At 66.5% G+C, this 20,394-nt stretch carries 19 protein-coding genes and 1 other annotated feature; of the genes, 17 read left to right on the top strand and 2 right to left on the bottom strand.

The genetic code is table 11. The features are described 5' to 3' along the window. Window positions 1-75: 75 nt before the first annotated feature. A protein-coding gene (locus D2V04_RS02670; protein ID WP_119511590.1) for an IS3 family transposase occupies window positions 76-1,439 on the bottom strand; the annotation gives its coding sequence in 2 pieces (ribosomal slippage) (window positions 76-1,089 and window positions 1,092-1,439; 1,362 coding nt in all). Between the two features lie 489 nt (window positions 1,440-1,928). On the opposite strand from D2V04_RS02670, the gene D2V04_RS02660 reads away from it, so the two are divergent. From D2V04_RS02660 to D2V04_RS02580, 17 genes are all read left to right on the top strand, one after another. Then, a complete protein-coding gene (locus D2V04_RS02660; RefSeq protein WP_119511811.1) occupies window positions 1,929-2,201 on the top strand; it encodes a helix-turn-helix transcriptional regulator in 273 nt (90 codons plus the stop codon). Window positions 2,202-2,210: 9 nt separating this feature from the next. Beyond that, window positions 2,211-3,092, top strand: a complete 882-nt coding sequence (locus D2V04_RS02655) for a replication initiator protein A (RefSeq protein ID WP_119511810.1) — start codon at window positions 2,211-2,213, stop codon at window positions 3,090-3,092. Then, complete coding sequence (locus D2V04_RS02650; protein WP_228766216.1) at window positions 3,092-3,781, top strand: DUF2840 domain-containing protein; 690 nt, start codon at window positions 3,092-3,094, stop codon at window positions 3,779-3,781. The genes D2V04_RS02655 and D2V04_RS02650 overlap by 1 nt, the downstream gene beginning before the upstream one ends. Then, a complete protein-coding gene (locus D2V04_RS02645) occupies window positions 3,778-4,359 on the top strand; it encodes a S26 family signal peptidase (RefSeq protein WP_119511808.1) in 582 nt (193 codons plus the stop codon). Before D2V04_RS02650 ends, D2V04_RS02645 begins: the two co-directional genes overlap by 4 nt. Next, window positions 4,356-4,688: a DUF736 domain-containing protein gene (locus D2V04_RS02640; RefSeq protein ID WP_010236492.1), complete on the top strand. Its 333-nt coding sequence runs from the start codon at window positions 4,356-4,358 to the stop codon at window positions 4,686-4,688. The genes D2V04_RS02645 and D2V04_RS02640 overlap by 4 nt, the downstream gene beginning before the upstream one ends. A gap of 43 nt (window positions 4,689-4,731) precedes the next feature. Continuing rightward, window positions 4,732-5,373 carry a lytic transglycosylase domain-containing protein gene (locus tag D2V04_RS02635; RefSeq protein WP_119511814.1) on the top strand — a complete coding sequence of 214 codons (642 nt, stop codon included), beginning with the start codon at window positions 4,732-4,734 and terminating at the stop codon, window positions 5,371-5,373. A 240-nt stretch (window positions 5,374-5,613) separates the two neighbouring features. Further along, window positions 5,614-7,353 (top strand): relaxase/mobilization nuclease domain-containing protein, encoded by a 1,740-nt coding sequence (locus D2V04_RS02630; RefSeq protein WP_119511807.1) that lies wholly within the window; start codon window positions 5,614-5,616, stop codon window positions 7,351-7,353. A gap of 72 nt (window positions 7,354-7,425) precedes the next feature. Beyond that, on the top strand, window positions 7,426-7,857 hold the full coding sequence (locus tag D2V04_RS02625; RefSeq protein ID WP_119511806.1) for an antitoxin Xre-like helix-turn-helix domain-containing protein: 432 nt from the start codon (window positions 7,426-7,428) through the stop codon (window positions 7,855-7,857). Then, window positions 7,844-8,560, top strand: coding sequence for an RES family NAD+ phosphorylase (locus tag D2V04_RS02620; RefSeq protein WP_228766215.1), 717 nt, complete (start codon window positions 7,844-7,846; stop codon window positions 8,558-8,560). Before D2V04_RS02625 ends, D2V04_RS02620 begins: the two co-directional genes overlap by 14 nt. Before the next feature lie 98 nt (window positions 8,561-8,658). Then, window positions 8,659-10,647 (top strand): conjugal transfer protein TraG, encoded by a 1,989-nt coding sequence (locus D2V04_RS02615; RefSeq protein ID WP_119511805.1) that lies wholly within the window; start codon window positions 8,659-8,661, stop codon window positions 10,645-10,647. After that, a complete protein-coding gene (locus tag D2V04_RS02610) occupies window positions 10,644-11,069 on the top strand; it encodes a CopG family transcriptional regulator (protein WP_119511804.1) in 426 nt (141 codons plus the stop codon). Before D2V04_RS02615 ends, D2V04_RS02610 begins: the two co-directional genes overlap by 4 nt. Window positions 11,070-11,158: 89 nt before the next feature. Next, complete coding sequence (locus tag D2V04_RS02605; protein ID WP_119511803.1) at window positions 11,159-12,088, top strand: HEPN domain-containing protein; 930 nt, start codon at window positions 11,159-11,161, stop codon at window positions 12,086-12,088. Between the two features lie 105 nt (window positions 12,089-12,193). Continuing rightward, window positions 12,194-12,811 carry an SOS response-associated peptidase family protein gene (locus tag D2V04_RS02600; RefSeq protein WP_119511802.1) on the top strand — a complete coding sequence of 206 codons (618 nt, stop codon included), beginning with the start codon at window positions 12,194-12,196 and terminating at the stop codon, window positions 12,809-12,811. Continuing rightward, on the top strand, window positions 12,808-13,233 hold the full coding sequence (locus tag D2V04_RS02595; protein ID WP_119511801.1) for a DUF1810 domain-containing protein: 426 nt from the start codon (window positions 12,808-12,810) through the stop codon (window positions 13,231-13,233). Before D2V04_RS02600 ends, D2V04_RS02595 begins: the two co-directional genes overlap by 4 nt. Window positions 13,234-13,329: 96 nt before the next feature. Continuing rightward, window positions 13,330-14,103, top strand: coding sequence for an ImuA family protein (locus D2V04_RS02590; protein WP_119511800.1), 774 nt, complete (start codon window positions 13,330-13,332; stop codon window positions 14,101-14,103). Continuing rightward, window positions 14,021-15,838 carry a DUF6504 family protein gene (locus D2V04_RS02585; RefSeq protein ID WP_119511799.1) on the top strand — a complete coding sequence of 606 codons (1,818 nt, stop codon included), beginning with the start codon at window positions 14,021-14,023 and terminating at the stop codon, window positions 15,836-15,838. Before D2V04_RS02590 ends, D2V04_RS02585 begins: the two co-directional genes overlap by 83 nt. Beyond that, complete coding sequence (locus D2V04_RS02580; protein WP_119511798.1) at window positions 15,838-19,101, top strand: error-prone DNA polymerase; 3,264 nt, start codon at window positions 15,838-15,840, stop codon at window positions 19,099-19,101. The genes D2V04_RS02585 and D2V04_RS02580 overlap by 1 nt, the downstream gene beginning before the upstream one ends. 55 nt (window positions 19,102-19,156) lie before the next feature. Here the strand turns inward: D2V04_RS02580 and D2V04_RS02575 are convergent. Beyond that, window positions 19,157-20,385 (bottom strand): IS3 family transposase gene (locus D2V04_RS02575; protein ID WP_119511571.1). Its coding sequence is split into 2 segments (ribosomal slippage): window positions 19,157-20,097 and window positions 20,097-20,385, totalling 1,230 coding nucleotides; the frame shifts between segments, so codons are not numbered across the junction. Next, window positions 19,988-20,104: a sequence feature (AL1L pseudoknot), on the bottom strand. Its footprint overlaps the gene before it by 117 nt. Window positions 20,386-20,394: the final 9 nt, after the last annotated feature.

Genomic DNA, 20,394 nt, shown 5'->3' with positions numbered 1-20,394 from the left:
CTGTCCGTCGTCAGAACATTTGGCACAACTCGCGGCGTAAATTAGCGGAGTGCGGGCCTCGTCTGGGGGTTGATGTTAAGCGGCGAGCATGCGGTGCTGCAAGCGCCGATATTTTATGGTCTGTTGTTTGATCCTTTCACGCTGTTTCATGATGGCCGGCGCCCTGCCGAAGTAGGCGTCGGCGGGCGTCACGTTGTCGAGGCTTTCATGGTATCGGCGGTGATTATAGTGCTCGACGAAGGCCTCGATCTGGGCCTCAAGGTCACCGGGCAGGAAGTAGTTTTCGAGCAGGATGCGGTTCTTGAGGGTCTGGTGCCAGCGCTCGATCTTGCCCTGGGTTTGCGGGTGCATCGGAGCACCGCGGACATGGGTCATCTTGTTGGCGTCGATATATTCGGCCAGTTCGCCCGCGATGTAGCTCGGACCATTGTCGCTGAGCAGCTTGGGCTTGTGCAGCACCGTGGCGCTGTCGCAGCCGGAAGCCGCCAGAGCGAGGTCCAGGGTGTCGGTCACGTCTTCGGCGCGCATGTTGGTGCACAGCTTCCAGGCGATGATGTAGCGCGAGAAGTCGTCGAGCACGGTCGACAGATACAGCCAGCCCCACCCGATGATCTTGAAGTAGGTAAAATCGGTCTGCCACATCTCGTTCGGTCGGGTGGTCTTGGTGTGGAACGCATCGGCGGCCTTGATCACGACATAGGCCGGGCTGGTGATCAGATCATGGGCCTTGAGCAGGCGGTAAACCGTGGCTTCCGACACGAAGTAGCGCCTCTCGTCGGTGAACCGCACCGCCAGTTCGCGAGGGGATAGCTCGGTCGTCTCCAGCGCCATCTCGACGATCTGGTCCCGGATGTCGTCACCGATGCGATTCCACACCCGGCTCGGCGCCGATGGCCGATCCTCCAGCGCCTCCGGCCCTCCTTCGAGGTAGCGGTCGTACCACCGATAGAAGGTCCGGCGGGCAATGCCGAGTTGGTCCAGCGTGCGTTTGGCTGGCAGATGTGACTGCTCGACGATCCTGATGATCTCGAGTTTCTCAGATGCGGGATACCTCATTCGTCGTCGCCCCCATCCCCGATCATGCTTTTTTTCAGCAGGCGGTTTTCGAGTGTCAGGTCGGCCACGCATTCCTTCAGGGCACGGGCTTCACGGCGCAGGTCGTGCACCTCGCCGGTGGTCGCGGCCCGGGCCGTGTCGCCGGCAAGCCGGCGCTTGCCCGCTTCCATGAACTCCTTCGACCAGGTGTAATAAAGGCTCTGCGCAATGCCTTCCTTACGGCACAGTTCGGCGATGCTGTCCTCGCCGCGCAGGCCATCCAGCACGATGCGGATCTTGTCCTCGGCCGAGAAGTGGCGCCGCGTCGCACGCCGAATGTCCTTCACCACCCGCTCCGCAGGGGCCTTCGGCGGCAATTTCTTCAAGGAGGATTTGGGCTTCATCTTCGTTCCTTCGTCACTACGACGAAGCCCAAATCCTCCTTACATCACAACCTCAAATCTGTGCCATGGGCGCTGACGGCGGACATGTCCCGCGCATCTGGCGATACGCTCCTGAGGGTGCGGCATTACGTGTTTTTGGGGCCCCGCATGCACTTGCGAACCGGCAGCGGGTCGGGCGAGCGGGAAGCTACGGCCGCGACAGGCCCCGCTTGCCTTGCTTCCCACAGGCCCTTGGCCACTGCCTCTCTCGCAGGTGCGGTTCATTGCTCTGAGCCTTCGGCATTGCAGCCGAAAGCCTGCCGGGCAGCGCGACAGCGTCGGGTTCTGCGCGGATGCCGCCCCTCCTCGATCCTGCCGAGCTCAGATCGGTAGGGGCGACAAATCCGAACGCGGCATCGTGTCGCTCCCCCATTGCCAGGGCATGCGCCATCACCCTCCGCAATCAGCGGCAGTTAGCCGCAGCCACCCAAGCCTCCTGGAGCTAACCCCATGCCCGCCGTTCCCGATCCGGTCCGTCCCCGCTACCTGCGCACCCCGGATGCCGCGGTGCATCTGGGGCTTTCGCCGCGCACGCTCGAAAAGCACCGATGCTATGGAACAGGGCCGGTCTACCACAAGCTCGGCGGCCGCATCGTTTACCGGCCCGAAGATCTCGACACCTGGGCCGAGCAGGGCTTGCGCCGTTCGACCAGCGATCCGGGCAAGGGCGTCGTTCATCCTGCCAAGCGGATCGACGGCTACACCGGTCCGGTCCGGCGCTGAAGCGGTACCATGCGCTCCTTGAGGACATCGGACGGCGAGGCCGGGCAGCTCGACCTTTTCGTTGGCGCCGGCAGCGACATCGCCGCGCGCGATGCACAGGATCTGATGGCCTGGCCTTTCTTCAGCCTCGCCAAGTCGAAGCGCGTGAAGCCGATCGACTTTCGTATGGGCGAGGTCGCCATCCTGGTCGAAGCGACCGCCGAGCATGGCATGGCCACGATCTGGGATGCCGATGTGCTGATCTGGGTAGCCAGCCAGATCGTCGAAGCGCGCGATGCCGGCAAAGCCACCTCGCGCCTGATCGCAGCAACGCCCCATGAAATCCTTACCTTCACCCGGCGCGGAACCGGAAAGGCTGGCTACGAGCGCCTGAAGGCGGCGCTCGACCGCTTGCAGTCGACCAGCATTGCCACCTCCATCCGGCAGGCCGGGGCGCGACGCCGCCGACGATTTTCCTGGATCAACGAATGGCGCGAACGGCTCGACGACAACGGGCGCGCGCTCGGCATCGAAATGATCGTGCCGGACTGGCTCTACGAGGGCGTGCTCGATCGTGCGCTCGTCCTGACCATCGACCCGGCCTATTTCGCGCTTACCGGCGGTCTTGAGCGCTGGCTCTATCGCATCGTACGCAAGCATGGCGGGAAGCAGAAGGGCGGGTGGAGTTTCGACATTTCGCACCTGCATTTGAAGTCCGGCGCGCTCTCGCCATTGAAGCGTTTCGCTTTCGAAGTGCGGGCCATCGTTCGCCGCCAGTCGCTCCCCGGCTACAATCTCGCTCTTGAGCACCAGTTCGGCCGCGAGCGGCTCCTGTTCGTTGCAGCGCCTGTCGATCCCTTCGCGTCCGCGCGGCGCCGTATCGGGCTGCCCCCTGTGGAAAAGGGTGCGTGATGTTCGGACTATCGGGAACCATGACGTTCGGACGATCGGGAACCCTATTCCCGGACTATCGGGAACCGGGAGCCTGCGCGACTCGCCGAAAACGCGGCGCCTGCGAAGCCCTTAACAATGCTAACAAGGAATCTTTCAGATTCCTGCTAACACAGCCACGCCTGTGCAAAAGCGCAGCGCGCGCTTCGCTTCCGCCTCCGGAACCGGTCGAGGCAGGTTCCGGTGATCCGCCACTTACGCATGTCACGCTGGTGTGGCGCGGCGGCGTGCAGGAAGACTGGCTTCGGTTCGGCAAGCCCGTTGCAGAGCGCATCCTCGATCGCCGGACGCGTATCGAAAGCTATGCTCCGGGACAGGTCTTTGCCTTGGTTCGGTGGGCTTCGAACGACTACGGGACCGTTGGCTCCACACTCACGATCGCCCAAACCGCCGGTTTCGGCGAGCCGTTCACCACTCTGCCGCAGGTCGATCCTGGCGCGCAAATCCTGCTCTCGGTGCGAAGCTGGCCAAAGGTTCGCCAGGTCTTTGCGCTGATCGATGCGATCGAGGACGTTGGCATCGATCCCTGCGATGTAGCTCCCGACCACTGGCATCATGTCCACAACAGGCTGGCAGGGGGCATGCAAGTACGTTCCTATTCCCCTGCGCGCCATCGCGACTGGCTGCGGCGGCGAAAGCTGCAATCATGAGGCGGCGCACCGCCTTTCTGGCAGGCATGGTCGCGGCAGCGACACTGGCCAGCATCGCAATCCCGCTCTCGCGACTTTTGGTCTGGAACGTGACGGCCAGCGTGCCGGTTGGACTGTACTCAATCGGCGGAAAGACCGGTCTCCAGAGGGGCGACCGCGTCGCGATCGATCCTGCTTTCAGGCTGCAGAAATACCTCGCCTCGCGCGGCTATCTTCCTGCGGGCGTTCCGCTCATCAAGGAGGTTGCGGCGCTTGGCGGGGATACGGTCTGCCGGCGCGACCTGCTCATCGAGATCAATGGGACACCTGCGGGCTCGGCGCGTCGGCGCGACAGCCTTGGACGCGAACTGCCCGTCTGGAAAGGATGCCGGACTATCGCTGCGGATGAACTGTTCGTGATGAACAGGCGCGCCCCCGGCAGCTTCGACGGGCGTTATTTCGGCCCGGTCGCACGCGCCGATGTCATCGGGCGCGCGCGGCCCGTCTGGACCAACGAAGCGGGCGACGGGGACTATGTCTTGCTCGCCTCGCCCGCCGACTTTCCCATCCAAAACACCACTGAAGGAGACGCACAATGACCTGTATCGGCACTTTTGCAGCCACACCCGACGGCTTTGAAGGGCGGCTGCAAACCCTGACCATCGACGCACCGCTGACCCTGGTGGCCGCCGACCCCGGCGACACCGAGAACGCCCCTGACTATCGCATCATGGCAGGTGAAGGCGAGGAAACCTACGAGGTGGGTGCAGGCTGGAAACATGTCGGCGACAAGGCAGGCGATTTCGTCACGCTCGTCATCGACGATCCGGTATTGCCGCGGCCCCTGCGCGCCAATCTGTTCAGTTCTGACGACCAGAGCCATGTCCTGATATGGTCGCGCGGCGCGCGCCGCCCGGCGAAGGACTGATTTTGTGCTCCGCCCGCATCTTCTGCCGGGGATCCTGGCCGCCATGCTGGCGGTGAGTTCGGCGCAGGCTTTTGCGCAATCGGAGCAGTTTGTCCGAGCTTCGCAGAGCGTCGAGATTGCCGCGCATGTCATCGAAGCATCGCAGCAATTCGGCATTCCCGAGCACTGGATCTACGCGGTGATCCGCGCCGAAAGTGCGGGCCGGGTGCGGGCCGTTTCCAGAGCAGGAGCGATGGGTCTCATGCAGCTTATGCCCGGAACCTGGGCGCGCCAGCGCGCCCGGTTCTCGCTCGGGCAAGACCCGTTCGACCCACGCGACAACGTTCTGGCCGGCACGTCTTACTTGCGCGAAATGTACGATCGCTACGGCGCGCAAGGTTTCCTCGCTGCATACAATGCAGGTCCGGGACGCTACGAAGACTGGCTTGCCGGACGGCGTCCGCTGCCACTCGAAACGCACCGCTATGTCGCCCGGATTGCGCCGCTGTTGCAGTCCGAGCGCATGTTTGCGGCGGCGCTTCTACAAGCCGGGAATGTTCCGGCTGGCGCCTTGCAGCCTCCCGGCGCAGCGCGAAAAGAGTTGGACGAGGTGGCTATGCCTGGCCCCGCGGCGAACCCCTTCGCGCGACCGGAACAACCCGCGCACGATCTTTTCGCGACCGTCTCGACGGTCTCCTCCCAATGAAAGCGAGCCTCGCACCTTCGCGCAGCCATGCGTTCCCTGGCGAAAGCGTGCGAAGGACGGGAGGCTTGCGCACCAAAGGAAGGGAGGGATGGCGAGATAAAAGCAGCGCCGTCTGTCGGGCTGCAGGTGGTTGGTTTTGCTCAGCAATATGCGCCGCCTCTGCCAATGCGCTGCCGTCGCCTCTGGCGAATTCTCCTATAATTTCGGCGCCACAAGCGCTGTCGCCGATGCTTACCCGCCATGGCTGACGATGAATTCGATATCCGCCCGGGCCGCTCGCGCGACAGCGGGGCGCGCTCCTACCGCAAGGCCAGCACAATGGTCGGCCGCGTGCTCCAGGTCTCGCGCCGGGCGGGTTACACGCCGCTCGGGTCCAGGAGGCCGGGTGGCGGCGCCGGTCATCTCGGACGCGGCAAGCGTGCGGCGCTCCGGAGGCGGCGCAGTGCCTTCCAGCGAAGGGTCGTGATCAAGGCGCGCGTCGTGCGGCACAGAGGTACGGCATTCCGGTCCGCACCGCTCGCGCGGCATATTGCCTATCTTGAACGCGACGGGGTCACCCGTGACGGATCCGACGGCCGGATGTTCGATGCCGGTTCCGATCACGCCGATGGCGAAGCCTTCGCGCAGCGATGCGAGGAAGACCGGCACCACTTCCGCTTCATCGTCTCGCCCGAGGATGCCAGCGAGATGGCCGACCTGCGCGCGCTCACCCGCGAGATGATGGACGACATGGCGCGCGATCTGGACACCAGCCTCGATTGGGTCGCGGTCGATCACTGGAACACCGACAATCCGCATATCCACGTGCTGGTCCGCGGTATGGCGAGCGATGGCAGGGACCTCGTCATCGACCGCGCCTATATCAGCGAGGGCCTGCGGGCCCGCGCCGAAGAGCGCGTGACCATCGAACTCGGTCCGCGCAGCGAGCGAGACATCCACAACGCGCTTCGGCGCGAAGTCGATGCCGAACGCTGGACGTCGCTCGACCGCCGATTGCGGCGGCAGCGCGACGATGTCGGAGTGGTCGATCTGCGCCCCGAGGCATCGGCCGGGCGCAAGGATCGCAGCCTGCTGCTCGGCCGGGCGCAGACGCTCGAGCGCATGGGACTAGCCCAGCGCGTCGGATCGGCCGGCTGGACACTGGATGCGGACATCGAGCCGACCTTGCGCGCGCTTGGCGATCGCGGGGACATCATCAGGACCATGCACCGGGCTCTGAGCGGGAAGGGGCTGGCGATCGATGCCGAACGGTTCGCTTTGCATGGCCATTCGGAAGGCGAGCGTGTCATCGGCAGGCTGGTCGAAAGGGGGCTTCACGATGAGCTGACCGGCGAGGCCTATGCGATCGTCGATGGCTTGGATGGGCGGACCCATCATCTGAGGTTTCCCGATATCGAGCGCACCAGTGACGCAGCGCCGGGCGCAATCGTCGAGACCGGCAACTGGACCGATCGCAAAGGACGCCAGCAGACCAGCCTGCTGGTCCGGTCCGATCATTCGATCGAGGCGCAGGTCCATGCACGCGGCGCGACCTGGCTCGACCGCCAACTGGTGTCGCCGCGGCCCGAAGATCTGGCTGGCGGGTTCGGTTCGCAGGTTTCCAATGCACGCGATCGGCGGGTGGAGGTCCTGATCGAAGACGGGCTCGCCAGGCGCCAGGGGCAGCGCATCGTCTTTGCGCGAGGCCTGCTCGATACGCTGCGGGACCGCGAACTGGCCGAAGCAGGCGAGGCCCTGGCCGCGCGCCACGGCGGGATCGTCCGGCCCGTCAGTGCCGGCGATCACGTGGCCGGGATCTACCGCGAGCGCGTGACGCTGGCGTCGGGCCGCTTCGCCATGATCGACAATGGCATGGGATTCCAGCTCGTTCCCTGGCGGCAGGACCTTGAACGGCATCTGGGGCAGGAAGTGACCGGCAGGATCAACCAGCGCGGCGGTGTCGAGTGGAGCTTCGCCCGTTCGCGCGGCCCGGCAATCTGAGAAGATACGCGAATGAGACCCATCTTGACAAAAGCACCATGTGATGCCTATAAACGCATCAGGAGATGCGACATGGCCAGTGCAGCCTTTCAGCAAGCGGAAACCCCGCGTGGACTTCAGACCTTTGCAGGCGATGATGATCGCCGCCGCCTGACGGGCGCTGCGGTGAAAGCCGTGCTGCGGCTCGTCGATGCCTGGGGCGGCAGCAATGCCGAAGGCGCGGCGCTGCTCGGCGTGTCGGAAAGCACCTGGGACCGGATGAAGGCCGGGACATGGGAAGGCACGCTCAGCCAGGATCAGCTGACCCGCGCTTCGGCACTGATCGGCCTGTTCAAGGGACTGCACCTGCTGTTCGCCGACGACATGGCCGATCGCTGGCCCAAGCTGGCGAACAAGGCGCCCGTGTTCGACCGGCTCTCGCCGGTGCAGGCGATGATCGCTGGCGGCATCCCGCGCATGCTCGAAACCCGGCAATATATCGACGCGCTTCGTGGCGGGCTCTGAGGGGCAGGCCGACCTGCCGCTGGCCGACCTTCCGACCATACGCGAGGCCTTCGAGCGGACCATCCGGCTCGTGCCGAGCGCACGGCTGCGCGAAGCGGTCATGGCGCCGCTGGCGGATGATGACACTGACTTGGCGCTTCTGGCCGAGATCGAAGGCGCGACCAGCGGGCGGCGGATCGCCGAAGAACGCGGGCTGGGCGGGCTGACTGCCGATGAGCTCGTTCACGGCGTGCCGCATGCCAGGTTCATCAATGCGAGCTTCGCCTATGCCAAGCCGCGTGAACCCAATCGCTTCAATCCCGCCAATCGCGGTGCGTGGTACGCCGCGCTGGCGGTGGAGACCTGCGTCGCCGAGGTCGGCCATCACCTGACGCGAGCCCTGGCCGACGCAGGCGATTTCAATGCGGTTGTCGAGTATGGCGAGATGATCGCCAGCATGTCGGGCGTGTTCGTCGATCTGCGCGGTCTTCCGGGCCACCCCAGTCTCGATCCCGATGCTGCGAAGGGTTACCCGGCAGGCAATGCCCTCGCTGCACAGGCGCGCGGCGAAGGGCATAACGGGATCATCTATCCCTCGGTCCGCCATGCAGGCGGAACCTGCATTGCCGCCCTGTGGCCCAATGTCGTGCAGTCGGTCGCGCAGGGCGCCATGTACCGCCTGACATGGACGGGCGAACCGGAGTTTGCCTGCGAAGCGATCTAGCCGCCGGCTTCTTTGTCTGCGCCAGACTGCGCTTCGCTCAGCGCAGCGATTGAAATGCGGTTCCCGTTCGGTCTCCTGCCTCCCGGAAAGGAGGCACCATGTCGGCAACCAGAATATTGTGGGGTCAGATCTTCGCCGTCCTCATCCTGACGCTGGCCGGCATCTGGGCCGGTACGCAATGGACCGCCTCAGCGTTGGGCTTTCAGCCGGAGCTGGGGGCTGCCTGGTTTTCGGCATTCGGTACTCCGGTCTACCCGCCCTATGCGATCTTCTGGTGGTGGTTCAGCTACGAGGCCTATGCGCCGCGCATATTCGAGACCGGCGGCATGATCGCAGCCTCGGGCGGGCTGGCTTCTGTGGTGGTCGCGATCGCCATGTCGGTCTGGCGCGCACGCGAAATCAGGAACAGCGCGACCTACGGCTCGGCGCGCTGGGCGACGCGCTCCGAGATCGCCGCCGCCGGTCTCCTCGATGGCAAGGGCGTGGTGATCGGCCAGTGCGCCAATCGCTATCTGCGCCACGACGGACCAGAACATGTGCTGTGCTTTGCCCCGACCCGCAGCGGCAAAGGCGTCGGTCTGGTCGTCCCGACGCTGCTGACCTGGCCGCACTCGGCGATCGTGCATGACATCAAGGGCGAGAACTGGGACCTGACCGCGGGTTTTCGTGCGCGTTTCAGCCGCGTGCTCCTGTTCGATCCGACCAACGAGGCCTCGGCCGCCTACAACCCGTTGATGGAAGTACGGCGCGGCGTCGGCGAAGTGCGCGACGTGCAGAACATCGCCGACGTACTGGTTGATCCGGAGGGCTCGCTCGAGCGGCGCAATCACTGGGAGAAGACCAGCCATGCGCTGCTCGTCGGCGCGATCCTCCACGTGCTCTATGCGGAGGAGGACAAGACGCTGGCAGGTGTCGCGGCCTTTCTGTCCGACCCCAGGAGATCGATCGAGGCAACACTCGCCGCGATGATGCGAACGCCGCACCTCGGCGAGGATGGCGTGCATCCGGTCGTGGCCAGCGCCGCGCGCGAACTGCTCAACAAATCGGAGAACGAGCGCTCGGGGGTTCTTTCGACCGCCATGTCCTTCCTCGGCCTCTATCGCGACCCCGTGATCGCCAGGGTCACCCGGCAGTGCGACTGGCGGATTGCCGACCTTGTGGACCCGCGGCGACCTGCGACGCTCTACCTCGTCGTCCCGCCTTCCGACATCAGCCGGACCAAGCCACTCGTTCGCCTGATCCTCAACCAGCTGGGACGCCGCCTCACCGAAGACCTGGGCGAAGGATCGGATCGCCGGCGACTGCTCCTGATGCTCGACGAGTTTCCCGCTCTGGGCCGGCTCGATTTCTTCGAAAGCGCGCTCGCCTTCATGGCGGGCTACGGCATCAAGGCGTTTCTGATCGCGCAATCGCTCAATCAGATTGAAAAGGCCTACGGCCAAAACAACGCGATCCTCGACAACTGCCATGTCCGGGTGTGCTTCGCGACCAATGACGAGCGCACCGCCAGGCGCATCTCGGAATCCTTGGGGACGGCGACCGAGTTGCGAGCGATGAAGAACTATGCCGGTCACCGTCTGTCGCCCTGGCTCGGGCACCTGATGGTTTCGCGCACAGAGACGGCTCGCGCCCTGCTTACCCAGGGCGAGATCATGCAGCTCCCCGAGACCGACGAGATCGTCCTGCTCGCGGGCGCCCATCCGATCCGCGCGAAGAAGGCACGCTATTATGCCGATCCGCGGCTCAGCAAGCGGATCGAGCGGCCGCCGTCGCCGGAGCCTCGCGAGCCGGCCGGCGACCAAGGCGATTGGCAGGACCGGATCACTGCAGCGCTTGAGCCGCCCGCGCGCCCCGACACCGCAGCGTTCGATGAGCAAGACGCCGAGACCGAAGGCGGCGTCCGCCGCGAGCCGGAGCTCCTCGAGCACGAAGACATTGCGCCGGCACCTCGGCCGTCCCGCAACGAGTTCGAGTTCGAGGATCGGCACGCCGATGAGGACGCAAGCCGCAACCGCCGCCTCGCCGAGCAGATACGCGCCAACGCGCGCCGGGCAGCGCTCGACCCTGGCGATGGAATCGAACTGTGAGCAAGGGCAACCGAGTCAAGCATACCATTCGTCTGCCACCGGGATTGTCACGCCAGCTTGCCGACTTCGCCGGCCGCAAGCGGGTGTCGCAGGCCTCCGTCGTCGAAGCCGCGCTGGCCTCGTTCCTGTCGCCTGACGGATCCGAGCGCATGGAGGCAGCCTTCGCGCGGCGTCTCGACCGGATCTCCCGGCAGATGGACAAGCTGGGCTATCACGTCGATCTCGGGAACGAGGCATTTGCTCTTTACCTGCGCCGCTGGCTCTCGGTTACCGCGGCTCCCACCGGGGAGGACTCCGCGGCCGTCCGCGCCGAAGCGGAGAAGCGCTTCTCGTATTTCATCGAGGCGCTGGCGCGGCGCATGGAAAGGGGGCGGCATCTGCACGACGAGATCGTCCGGTCGGGAGATAGCGGGACCGAATGAGAGAGTGGAGGGTGCGGCGGTTTGGCGGTGCCTGCTGGTCCGGCAAAGGACGGGTGCAACTTTTCCAGTCGCTTGCTAGGCTCTAGTCGATGCGAACCGATCTCGATCATCTGCCCCCGCAAAAGCAGCGCGAGCTGGAACGCGTGGTGCAGCTCGTGTTCGAGGAGTTCGATGACGCCTTCGCGCTTTCGAAGCACGAGTGGAAGAAAGCCGGGCGGATCCTCAAGGTCATCCTCTACGGCAGCTATGCGCGCGGAAACTGGGTCGATGAGCCGCATACGGCGAAGGGCTACCAGTCAGATTACGATCTGCTGATCATCGTCAACGACAAGCGGCTATCCGACCGGGTGAAGTACTGGGCGAAGCTCGATGAGCGGCTGATGCGGGAATATGGTGTGACCGGGGCGCTGAAAACCCCCGTCAATTTCATCATCCACACACTTCAAGAGGTGAACGACGGGCTCGCCCACGGGCGCTACTTCTTCATGGACGTCGCGAAGGACGGGGTCGCGCTTTACCAGTCCGACGACACCGAGTTGCACCAACCCAAGCCAAAGACGCCGGAGCAGGCGTTGGCGATGGCGCAGGAGTATTTCGACGAATGGATGCCCGCGGCTTCAGGCATGTTGGAAACGGCTCGCTTCAGCGCCAAGCAGGGTCGATTCAAGGACGCGGCGTTTCTTACGCACCAAGCTACAGAACGCTTGTACCACTGCGTATTGTTGGTCTGCACTTTCTACACCCCGCACGTCCACAACCTCGGCTTCCTGCGCACCCAGGCGGAACGTATCGATCCGCGCTTAACCTACGTGTGGCCCCGCGAAACCAAGCGTGACCGCGCTCGCTTCGAAAAACTGAAGGAAGCCTACGTGAAGGCCCGCTATTCCAAGCACTACCGCATCACGGAGGAAGAACTCGAATGGCTCGGGGCCCAGGTCGAGGAACTCGGCCGGGTGGTGCACGAAGTCTGTTCGGATCGGCTCGAACATCTAAAGACTACGACTTTCGAAAGCCGCTAGACGGCGTCAGGCTTGCGGCGCGGCGGCTATCTGCTTCAAGTTCCGTGCGTAGTGTGAGGATGTCGGGCGGCAATTTACGGATCGAGCCGAAAAGCGAGGTGATCGGTGTGCAATAACTACCGGCTCGAAGTCGATCTGGCGTCGATCGCCGATTACCTGGGCGAGCTGGACGTGGCGGTCGCGGTGCCCGAGGGAATGCCGAACGTGCCCGCGCGTGAGGACATCAGGATCGGCGATACCGCGCCGATCGTGCGCAGTGTCGAAGGCGCGCGCGGCGCGGGCGAGCTGGTCAATCGCCGCTGGAGCTGGCCGGGCGCGGGAGGCAAGCCAGTCTACAACTTCCGCTCGGAAGGCCGCGAGTTCACATCGCACCGCTGCCTGATACTCGCCGACGGATTCTACGAGTTTACCGCGCCAGTCGAGCCCGGGCAGAAGCGCAAGACCAAGTGGCTCTTCACCCTGCGCGATCATCCGTGGTTCTGCATTGCCGGCATCTGGCGCAGCAGCGCGGACGGCGAGGCCTTCACCATGCTGACCACCGCGCCCGGCGAGGACATCGCGCCCTATCACCGCCGGCAGATCATCCCACTGCCGCGCGAGCGGTGGATCGACTGGCTCGACACGCGCGTTCCCGCGCGCGAGGTGCTGCAGGTGCTTCCCAAGGGCAGCCTGCCGGCGACGCGGGTCTATCCGCCGCCGTCGGCCCAGGGATCGCTGCTGTGACCGCATCGGCGGACTCGCTCGAGCGCTTCGTCGAGGCCCAGGCCCGGACCTATGCCGCCGCGCTGGCGGAAATCCGGCGCGGCGCCAAGCGCACGCACTGGATGTGGTTCGTCTTCCCGCAGCTCGCCGGGCTGGGGCGCAGCGAGACCGCGCGGTTCTACGCTATCCGTTCGGCTGATGAGGCGCGCGCCTACCTAGCCCATTCGCTACTTGGACCGCGCTATCTCGAATGCGTTGGCGCTTTGCAGGACCTTCCGACGAATGATCCTATCGCGGTATTCGGCGCGATCGATGCTATAAAGCTCATGTCATCCCTCACGCTGTTCGAGCACGTGAGCGGGCATCGGCTGATTTCGGCGGCAATAGATCGCTGGTTCGGTGAGCGCGATGCGACGACCCTGCGGTTGCTGGTAGGCCATTGATCCAGAGGGGCGACAGTGAGTTTCGAGTTGGATTGTCCTTGACGAATCTTGCTGCAAGGCGGAACATAAGGGGAACAACTGAGTCGATGATCCCCGATGCCTGCCTTGTCTTCCCTGACCGACCGGCCCCGCGCCGAGCAACTTGCCGCGCTTCGCGCCGAGGTCGCGCACGCCGAGGGCGCACGCGGCCCCGTCCTTGCCTTCGGGCTCGGCGCGCTCGATGGGCGCCTGGCGGATCGCGGGCTCGACGGGGCAGGGCTCCACGAGATCGCCGCAGCCTCTTCCGCGCTGAGCGACGATGCCGCCGCGACGCTGTTTGCCGCCGGTATTGCCGCGCGCCTTGCCGCGCCGGGCTCCTCGGTGCTTTGGGCGCTGACGCGGTTCGACCTTTATGCGCCGGGGCTCGAGCAGGTGGGGCTGGGCCCCGACCGCATCCTCTACGCGCAAGGGCGCAAGGACAGCGAAGTGCTCGCGCTGGCCGAGGAGGGTCTTCGCGATGGCGCGCTCGCTTGCGTCGTTGCCGAGGTGAAGGCCGCCGACCAGACCGCCACCCGCCGCCTGCAGCTCGCCGCCTCGGAAGGCCGCACGCCGATGCTGCTCTACCGCCGGCACCGGACTCGCGAGCGTTGTCCCCTGACCGCGCCGTCGGCGGCGCGCACGCGCTGGCGGATCGGCTGCGCGCCGTCCGCACCGCTGCCCTATCCCGGCGTGGGCCGGGGCCGCTGGAGCGTCGAGCTCGTACGCCAGCGCGGCGGCAATCCCTTTTCTCTCGAACTCGAGGCCTGCGATGACACGGGTTGCCTCGCTCTACCTGCCGCAGTTGCCGATCGAGCGCCTGCGCCGGTTGGAGCGGCCCGCCGCGCCGCCTGAGCCGTCGCTCGCCGCGGCGGGGGCCCCCCTGCCGCTGCCCGCCGACGACGATCCCGGCGCCTGCTCGGTTCCCCGCGGCGGGGGCTGGCGGCCGGGCGCCCGCTGGGCGCGCGACGGCGCCTTGAGCCCGGCGGCGACTTCAGTGGAGATCGACGCGCTACCCGCGCATCAGCGCCCGACCCTGCGCGTACTCGGGCGCCGCAGCGAGCCTGCCGCTCATCCGTTCAGGGCTCTGCCGCCTGACGAGCGAATGGCCGGGCATGGCGCAGCAGGGCGGCCGGCTGTCCGGGCCGGGCGCGGCCGTCCGGCCGTGCTGATTGCGCGGACGGGGCAGCGCGAGGTCGTCACCGCCGCCTGCCCCGAGGCGCTGGCACTGGGCCTGGGGCCGGGGATGGCGGCCGCTCACGCGCGGGCGCTGGTCACCGATCTCAATGTCCGCGAGGCCGAGCCCGACAACGACCGCGCGCTGCTCGAGCGGCTCGCGCTGCACGCCGCCTTGCATTGGACGCCTCTGGCAAGCGTTGCCGCGCCCGACGGGCTCTGGCTCGATCTCACAGGCACTGCGCACCTGTTCGGCGGCGAAGCGCGGTTCTGCCGCCGGCTCGTGCGCTTCCTGCAGCGGCTCGGCTTTACCGCGCGCATCGCGGTTGCCGGCACGCCTGGCGCGGCGCACGCCCTCGCACGCTACGGCGATGATCCCGTGACCCTGTTGCCCGCAGGCGCCGAGGCGCAGGCCCTGGCCGATCTGCCGCTGCCCGCGCTGCGCCTCGCGCCCGATGCGCTGACCGCCGCTGCCCGGTTCGGGCTCGAGCGGATCGGCGATCTCTACCCGATGCCGCGCGGCCCCCTGGCCCGCCGGCTCGGGCTGGCCGCGGTCGAGCGGCTCGACCAGGCGCGCGGGCTCGCCGCCGAGCCGATCGTGCCCGTCGTGCCCGTGGAATTGCCGCGCGCCGAGCGGCGCCTGCTCGAGCCGGTCGCGACCGCCGAGGCGATCGCTCAGGTCATGGGCGACCTGGTCGACGACCTCGTCGCGGCACTCCAGGCGCGCGGGGAGGGGCTGCGCGCGGCCGTCCTGGAGGCCGTGCGCGTCGACGGCGACGCGCAGCGCGTGGCGTTCGGCACTGCCCGGGCAACCCGCGATGCCGCGCATCTGCAGCGCATGCTCGCGATGCGCATCGAGCGGATCAAACCCGGCCTCGGGATCGAGGCCATGACGCTCACCGCGCTGCGCGTGGAGGAACTGGCGCCGGTTGCCCTGGGCGCGATGCTTGCGGGCGAGGACCGCGCAGCGGATCTCGCACCGCTGGTCGATCAGCTCGCCGGCCGCGCGGGCGAAGACGCGCTGTTCCGGATGGGCGCGGTGGAAAGCGACGTGCCCGAGCGCGCGGTCCGCCGCGCCGGCGTCCTGTCGCACCCGCCGGGGTGGCCCGCGTGGAAACGCCCGGTCCGCCTGCTTTCCCGTCCCGAGCGCCTGTCGCACGTGGTCGCGCTCCTGCCCGACCATCCGCCGCGGCGCTTCGTCTGGCGCGGCCGGCGCTACCGCGTCGTCGCGGGCGACGGACCTGAGCGCATTCACGGCGAATGGTGGCGTAGCGCGCGCGAGATGTGGGCAGTACGCGACTACTTCCGGGTCGAGGCCGAAGGGGGCGAGCGCTTCTGGCTGTTCCGCCGCGGAGACGGGGTCGATCCGCCGACCGGCGATCTCAGCTGGTACATGCACGGGATGTTCGGCTGATGCCGCGCTACGTCGAGCTCCAGGCGACGAGCCATTTCTCATTCCTGCGCGGCGCCTCGTCGCCCGAGGAACTGTTCGCCGCGGCAAAGCTGCTCGGGTACGAGGCGCTGGGGCTCGCCGACCTCGGCAGCGTCGCGGGCGTGGTGCGCGGCTGGGAAGGGCAGAAGGCCACGGGCGTGCGGATGATCCCGGGCGCACGGGCCGACCTCACCGATGGCCGCACGCTGCTGCTCTATCCCACCGATCGCTCCGCCTGGTCGGGCCTCACCCGCTTGCTCTCGCTCGGTAAGGCGCGGGGCGGGAAGGGCGCCTGCCTGCTGGACTGGAGCGATCTTGCCGCCCGGACTGAAGGCCTGATGGGCATTCTCGTACCGGACCTGCCCGGCGATGCGCTGGCCGTGCAGCTTGGGGAGCTGCGCGAGGTGTTCGGCGCGCGCGGCCATCTCGCGCTCACGCTTCGCCGCCGCCCGGATGATGCCGCGCGGCTCCACCGGCTCGACGCCATGGCCCGCTCCGCCGGCGTGCGCAGCGTCGCCACCGGCGACGTTCTCTATCACACGCCCGAGCGGCGCCCCCTGCAGGACGTCATGACCGCGATCCGCGAGAAGACGACCATCGACGCGCTGGGCTTCCGCCGCGAGCGGTTCATGGACCGCGCGCTCCAGTCGCCCGCCGAGATGGTGCGCCGCTTCGCCGCTTTCCCCGATGCGGTGCAGGCAAGCGCCGATATCGCGGCCATGTGCCGCTTCGATCTCGGGGCGATCCGCTACCAGTATCCGTACGAGGAGATCATGGCGGGGCGCAGTGCGCAGCAGGCGCTCGCGGCGCTGACCGAGGAGGCGGCCGCGCGCATGTTTCCTGAGGGGCTGCCGGACGCCTATCGCCGCCAGATCGACCACGAGCTCCGCCTGATCGAGCAGCTCGGCTACGCGCCCTACTTCCTCACCGTCCATGCGATCGTCGCCGAAAGCCGCCGGCGCGGCATCCTGTGCCAGGGGCGCGGCTCCGCGGCCAACAGCTGCGTGTGCTTCGTCCTCGGCATTACCTCGATCGATCCGGTCCGGCACGAGCTCCTGTTCGAGCGGTTCGTCTCGGGCGAGCGCAAGGAGCCGCCCGATATCGACGTCGACTTCGAGCACGAGCGGCGCGAGGAGATCATCCAGTGGATCTATGAGACCTACGGCCGTCACCGCTCGGCGCTGACCGCCGTGGTCACCCGCTACCGCACCCGCGGCGCCGTCGCCGAAGTCGGCAAGGCGCTCGGCCTGCCGCGCGACCTCACCAAGATGCTCACCGGTCTCGTCTGGGGCTGGTCGGTCGAGGGGATCACCGATGCGCAGATCGCCAGCCTCAACCTCAATGCCGAGGATCACCGGCTCAGGCTGACGCTCGAACTCGCGCGCGCGCTCATCGGCACCCCGCGGCACCTTTCGCAGCACCCGGGCGGATTCGTGCTGACCCAGGATCGGCTCGACGACCTCGTGCCGATCGAGCCGGCCCGCATGAAGGACCGGCAGATCATCGAATGGGACAAGGACGACATCGATGCGCTGCGGTTCATGAAGGTCGACGTGCTCGGGCTCGGCATGCTCGGCTGCATGAACCGCGCCTTCAATCTCCTCGCGGAATCGAAAGGCATGCACGTCACCATGGCCGACCTGCAGGAGGACGATCCGGCCGTCTATGCGATGATCCAGAAGGCCGATACGCTCGGCGTGTTCCAGATCGAGAGCCGCGCGCAGATGTCGATGCTGCCGCGGATCAAGCCCGCGCGCTTCTACGACCTCGTGATCGAAGTCGCGATCGTGCGGCCCGGGCCGATCCAGGGCGACATGGTCCATCCCTACCTGCGCCGCCGCGAAGGCAAGGAGAAACCCGAATACCCCAAGGCCGAGCTGCGCGCGGTGCTCGAGAAGACGCTCGGCGTGCCGCTGTTCCAGGAACAGGCGATGAAGGTCGCGATCGTCGGCGCCGGGTTCACCCCGGCCGAGGCCGACCAGCTGCGCCGCGCGATGGCCACTTTCAAGCTGACCGGCGGGGTCAGCCACTTGTACGACAAGCTGGTGAACGGGATGGTCGCGCGCGGCTATCCGCGCGACTTCGCCGAGCGCACCTTCAAGCAGATCGAGGGGTTCGGCTCCTACGGTTTTCCCGAGAGCCATGCCGCCTCGTTCGCCAAGATCGCCTATGCCTCGAGCTGGATGAAGCACCATCATCCCGATGTCTTCTGCGCGGCCCTGCTCAATGCGCAGCCGATGGGCTTCTATGCCCCGGCGCAGATCGTTCGCGATGCGCGCCAGCACGGCGTCGAGGTCCGGCCGGTCTCGGTCAACCACAGCCATTGGGACTGCACGCTCGAGCCGGCCGGAGGCTCGTACATGGCGGTGCGGCTTGGGTTCCGGCAGGTGACGGGGCTCGCCAACGTCCACGGCGCGGCGATCGTCGCGGCGCGCGGATCTTCGCCTTACGCCAGCGTAGAGGAGGTCTGGCGCCGCGCAGGCGTGCCGCGCGCTGCGATCGAGCGGCTCGCCGAGGCCGATGCCTTCCGCTGCCTGGCCGAGGATCGCCGGCAGGGGCTGTGGAAGGTGAAAGGGGTGGGCGAGGCGCCGCTGCCGCTGTTTGCGGCGGCCGACGCGCGCGAGGCACGGTTCAGCCCGGAAGGACGCGAGCCGCCGGTCGCGCTCAGGGCTATGACTGACGGGCGCGAGGTCGTCGAGGACTACCGTTCGACGCAGCTCTCGCTGCGCGCCCATCCGGTGAGCTTCCTGCGCGAGGAGCTCGATGCGATGAACGTGGTGCGCTGCGCGGACCTCGCGTCGCTTCCAGGCGGTCGCCATGTCGAAGTCGCCGGGGTCGTCCTGGTGCGCCAGCGGCCCGGCTCGGCCGGCGGGGTGTTGTTCGTCACCATCGAGGACGAGACCGGCATTGCCAACGGCATCGTCTGGCAGACGACCTTCGAGACCTACCGCCGCCAGATCATGTCGGCTTCGATGATCGCGCTGCGCGGACGGCTGCAGAAGGAAGGCGACGTCATCCACGTCATCGCCGACCGGATCGTCGATCATGACGCCATGTTGCGGAGTATCGGTCAGAGCGATTCTGTCGTCGCTCCGGGGCGGGGCGACGGCGCCGCAAGCGGGAACGGACCCGATCCGCGCGATCCCGGCCGGCGTGATCGCGGCAAGCGAATTGCGCGGCGAGCCGAGCGTACGATGGTCGACGGGAACGAAATCGTGTCCATTCGCAGTCGCGATTTTCATTGACGTGAATGACAGGGTATGAACCGCCCCGGGATTGCCGGAGGCCATTCGGTTTAAATTATGCCGCCATGGGCGTGTCGTCCAGCATGGCGTAGTATCGTGCTTCAGCTTCGGCAGGCGGGATATTGCCGATGGGCGCGAGCAGGCGCCGGTTGTTGAACCAGTCGACCCATTCGAGCGTGGCGTATTCCACGGCTTCAAATGATCGCCACGGACCTCGGCGGTGGATGACCTCGGCCTTGTAAAGGCCGTTGATCGTTTCGGCCAAGGCGTTGTCGTAGCTGTCGCCAACACTGCCGACCGATGGTTCGATCCCGGCTTCGGCAAGACGCTCGGTATACTTGATCGAGACATATTGGCTGCCACGATCACTGTGGTGGATCAGGCCGCCACGGTGAACAGGCCGTCGGTCATGGATCGCCTGCTCCAGGGCATCGAGTACAAAGCTGGCATGCGCCGTTCTGCTCACCCGCCAGCCCACGATATAGCGGGCGTAAACGTCGATCACGAAGGCGACATAGACGAACCCGGACCACGTCGCGACGTAGGTGAAGTCCGAGACCCACAGCATGTTGGGTGCCGGTGCATGGAACTGGCGGTTGACCTGATCGAGCGGACATGGCGCTGCCTTGTCGCTCATCGTCGTCTTCACCGGCTTCCCCCGGATCACGCCCTGCAGGCCCAGCTCACGCATCAGCCGTTCCACCGTGCAGCGGGCAATATCGAAGCCCTCGCGCTGCATCTGCCGCCACACCTTGCGATACCCGTAGACCTTGAAGTTGGCATCGAACACGCGCTGAACCTCGGGCTTCATTGCTTCGTCGCGCTGGGCGCGTGGTGACAGGCGCGACGGATCGCGGCGCTGTGCGACACGCTCGTGGTAGGTTGATGGGGCGATCGGCAGAACCCGGCAGATCGGCTCGACCCCATACTCACCCCGATGCTCATCAATGAAGCTGGTCATCGCTTGAACGGGCGGTCGAGCTCCGCCTGGGCAAAATATGCAGAGGCCTTGCGCAGGATCTCGTTGGCCTGGCGCAGCTCGCGGTTCTCGCGTTCCAGCGCCTTCAGCTTGTCTGCAACCTCCACCGGTACGCCGGCACGCTTGCCGCTGTTCACCTCGGCTTTCTTCACCCACTCCAGCAACGTGTGCCCTGAACAGCCAATCATCGCCGCTATGGATGTGATCGCTGCCCACCGGGATGGATGCTCGCTCTCTTGGTCCAGAACCAGGCGGACTGCCCGCTCGCGAACTTCCGGTGCAAACTTGTTCGTCGTCTTGCTCATCGTAGACCC

Source organism: Pelagerythrobacter aerophilus (assembly GCF_003581645.1).
GTDB classification, from domain to species: domain Bacteria; phylum Pseudomonadota; class Alphaproteobacteria; order Sphingomonadales; family Sphingomonadaceae; genus Pelagerythrobacter; species Pelagerythrobacter aerophilus.
This window is presented reverse-complemented; position numbering and strand designations above follow the sequence as displayed.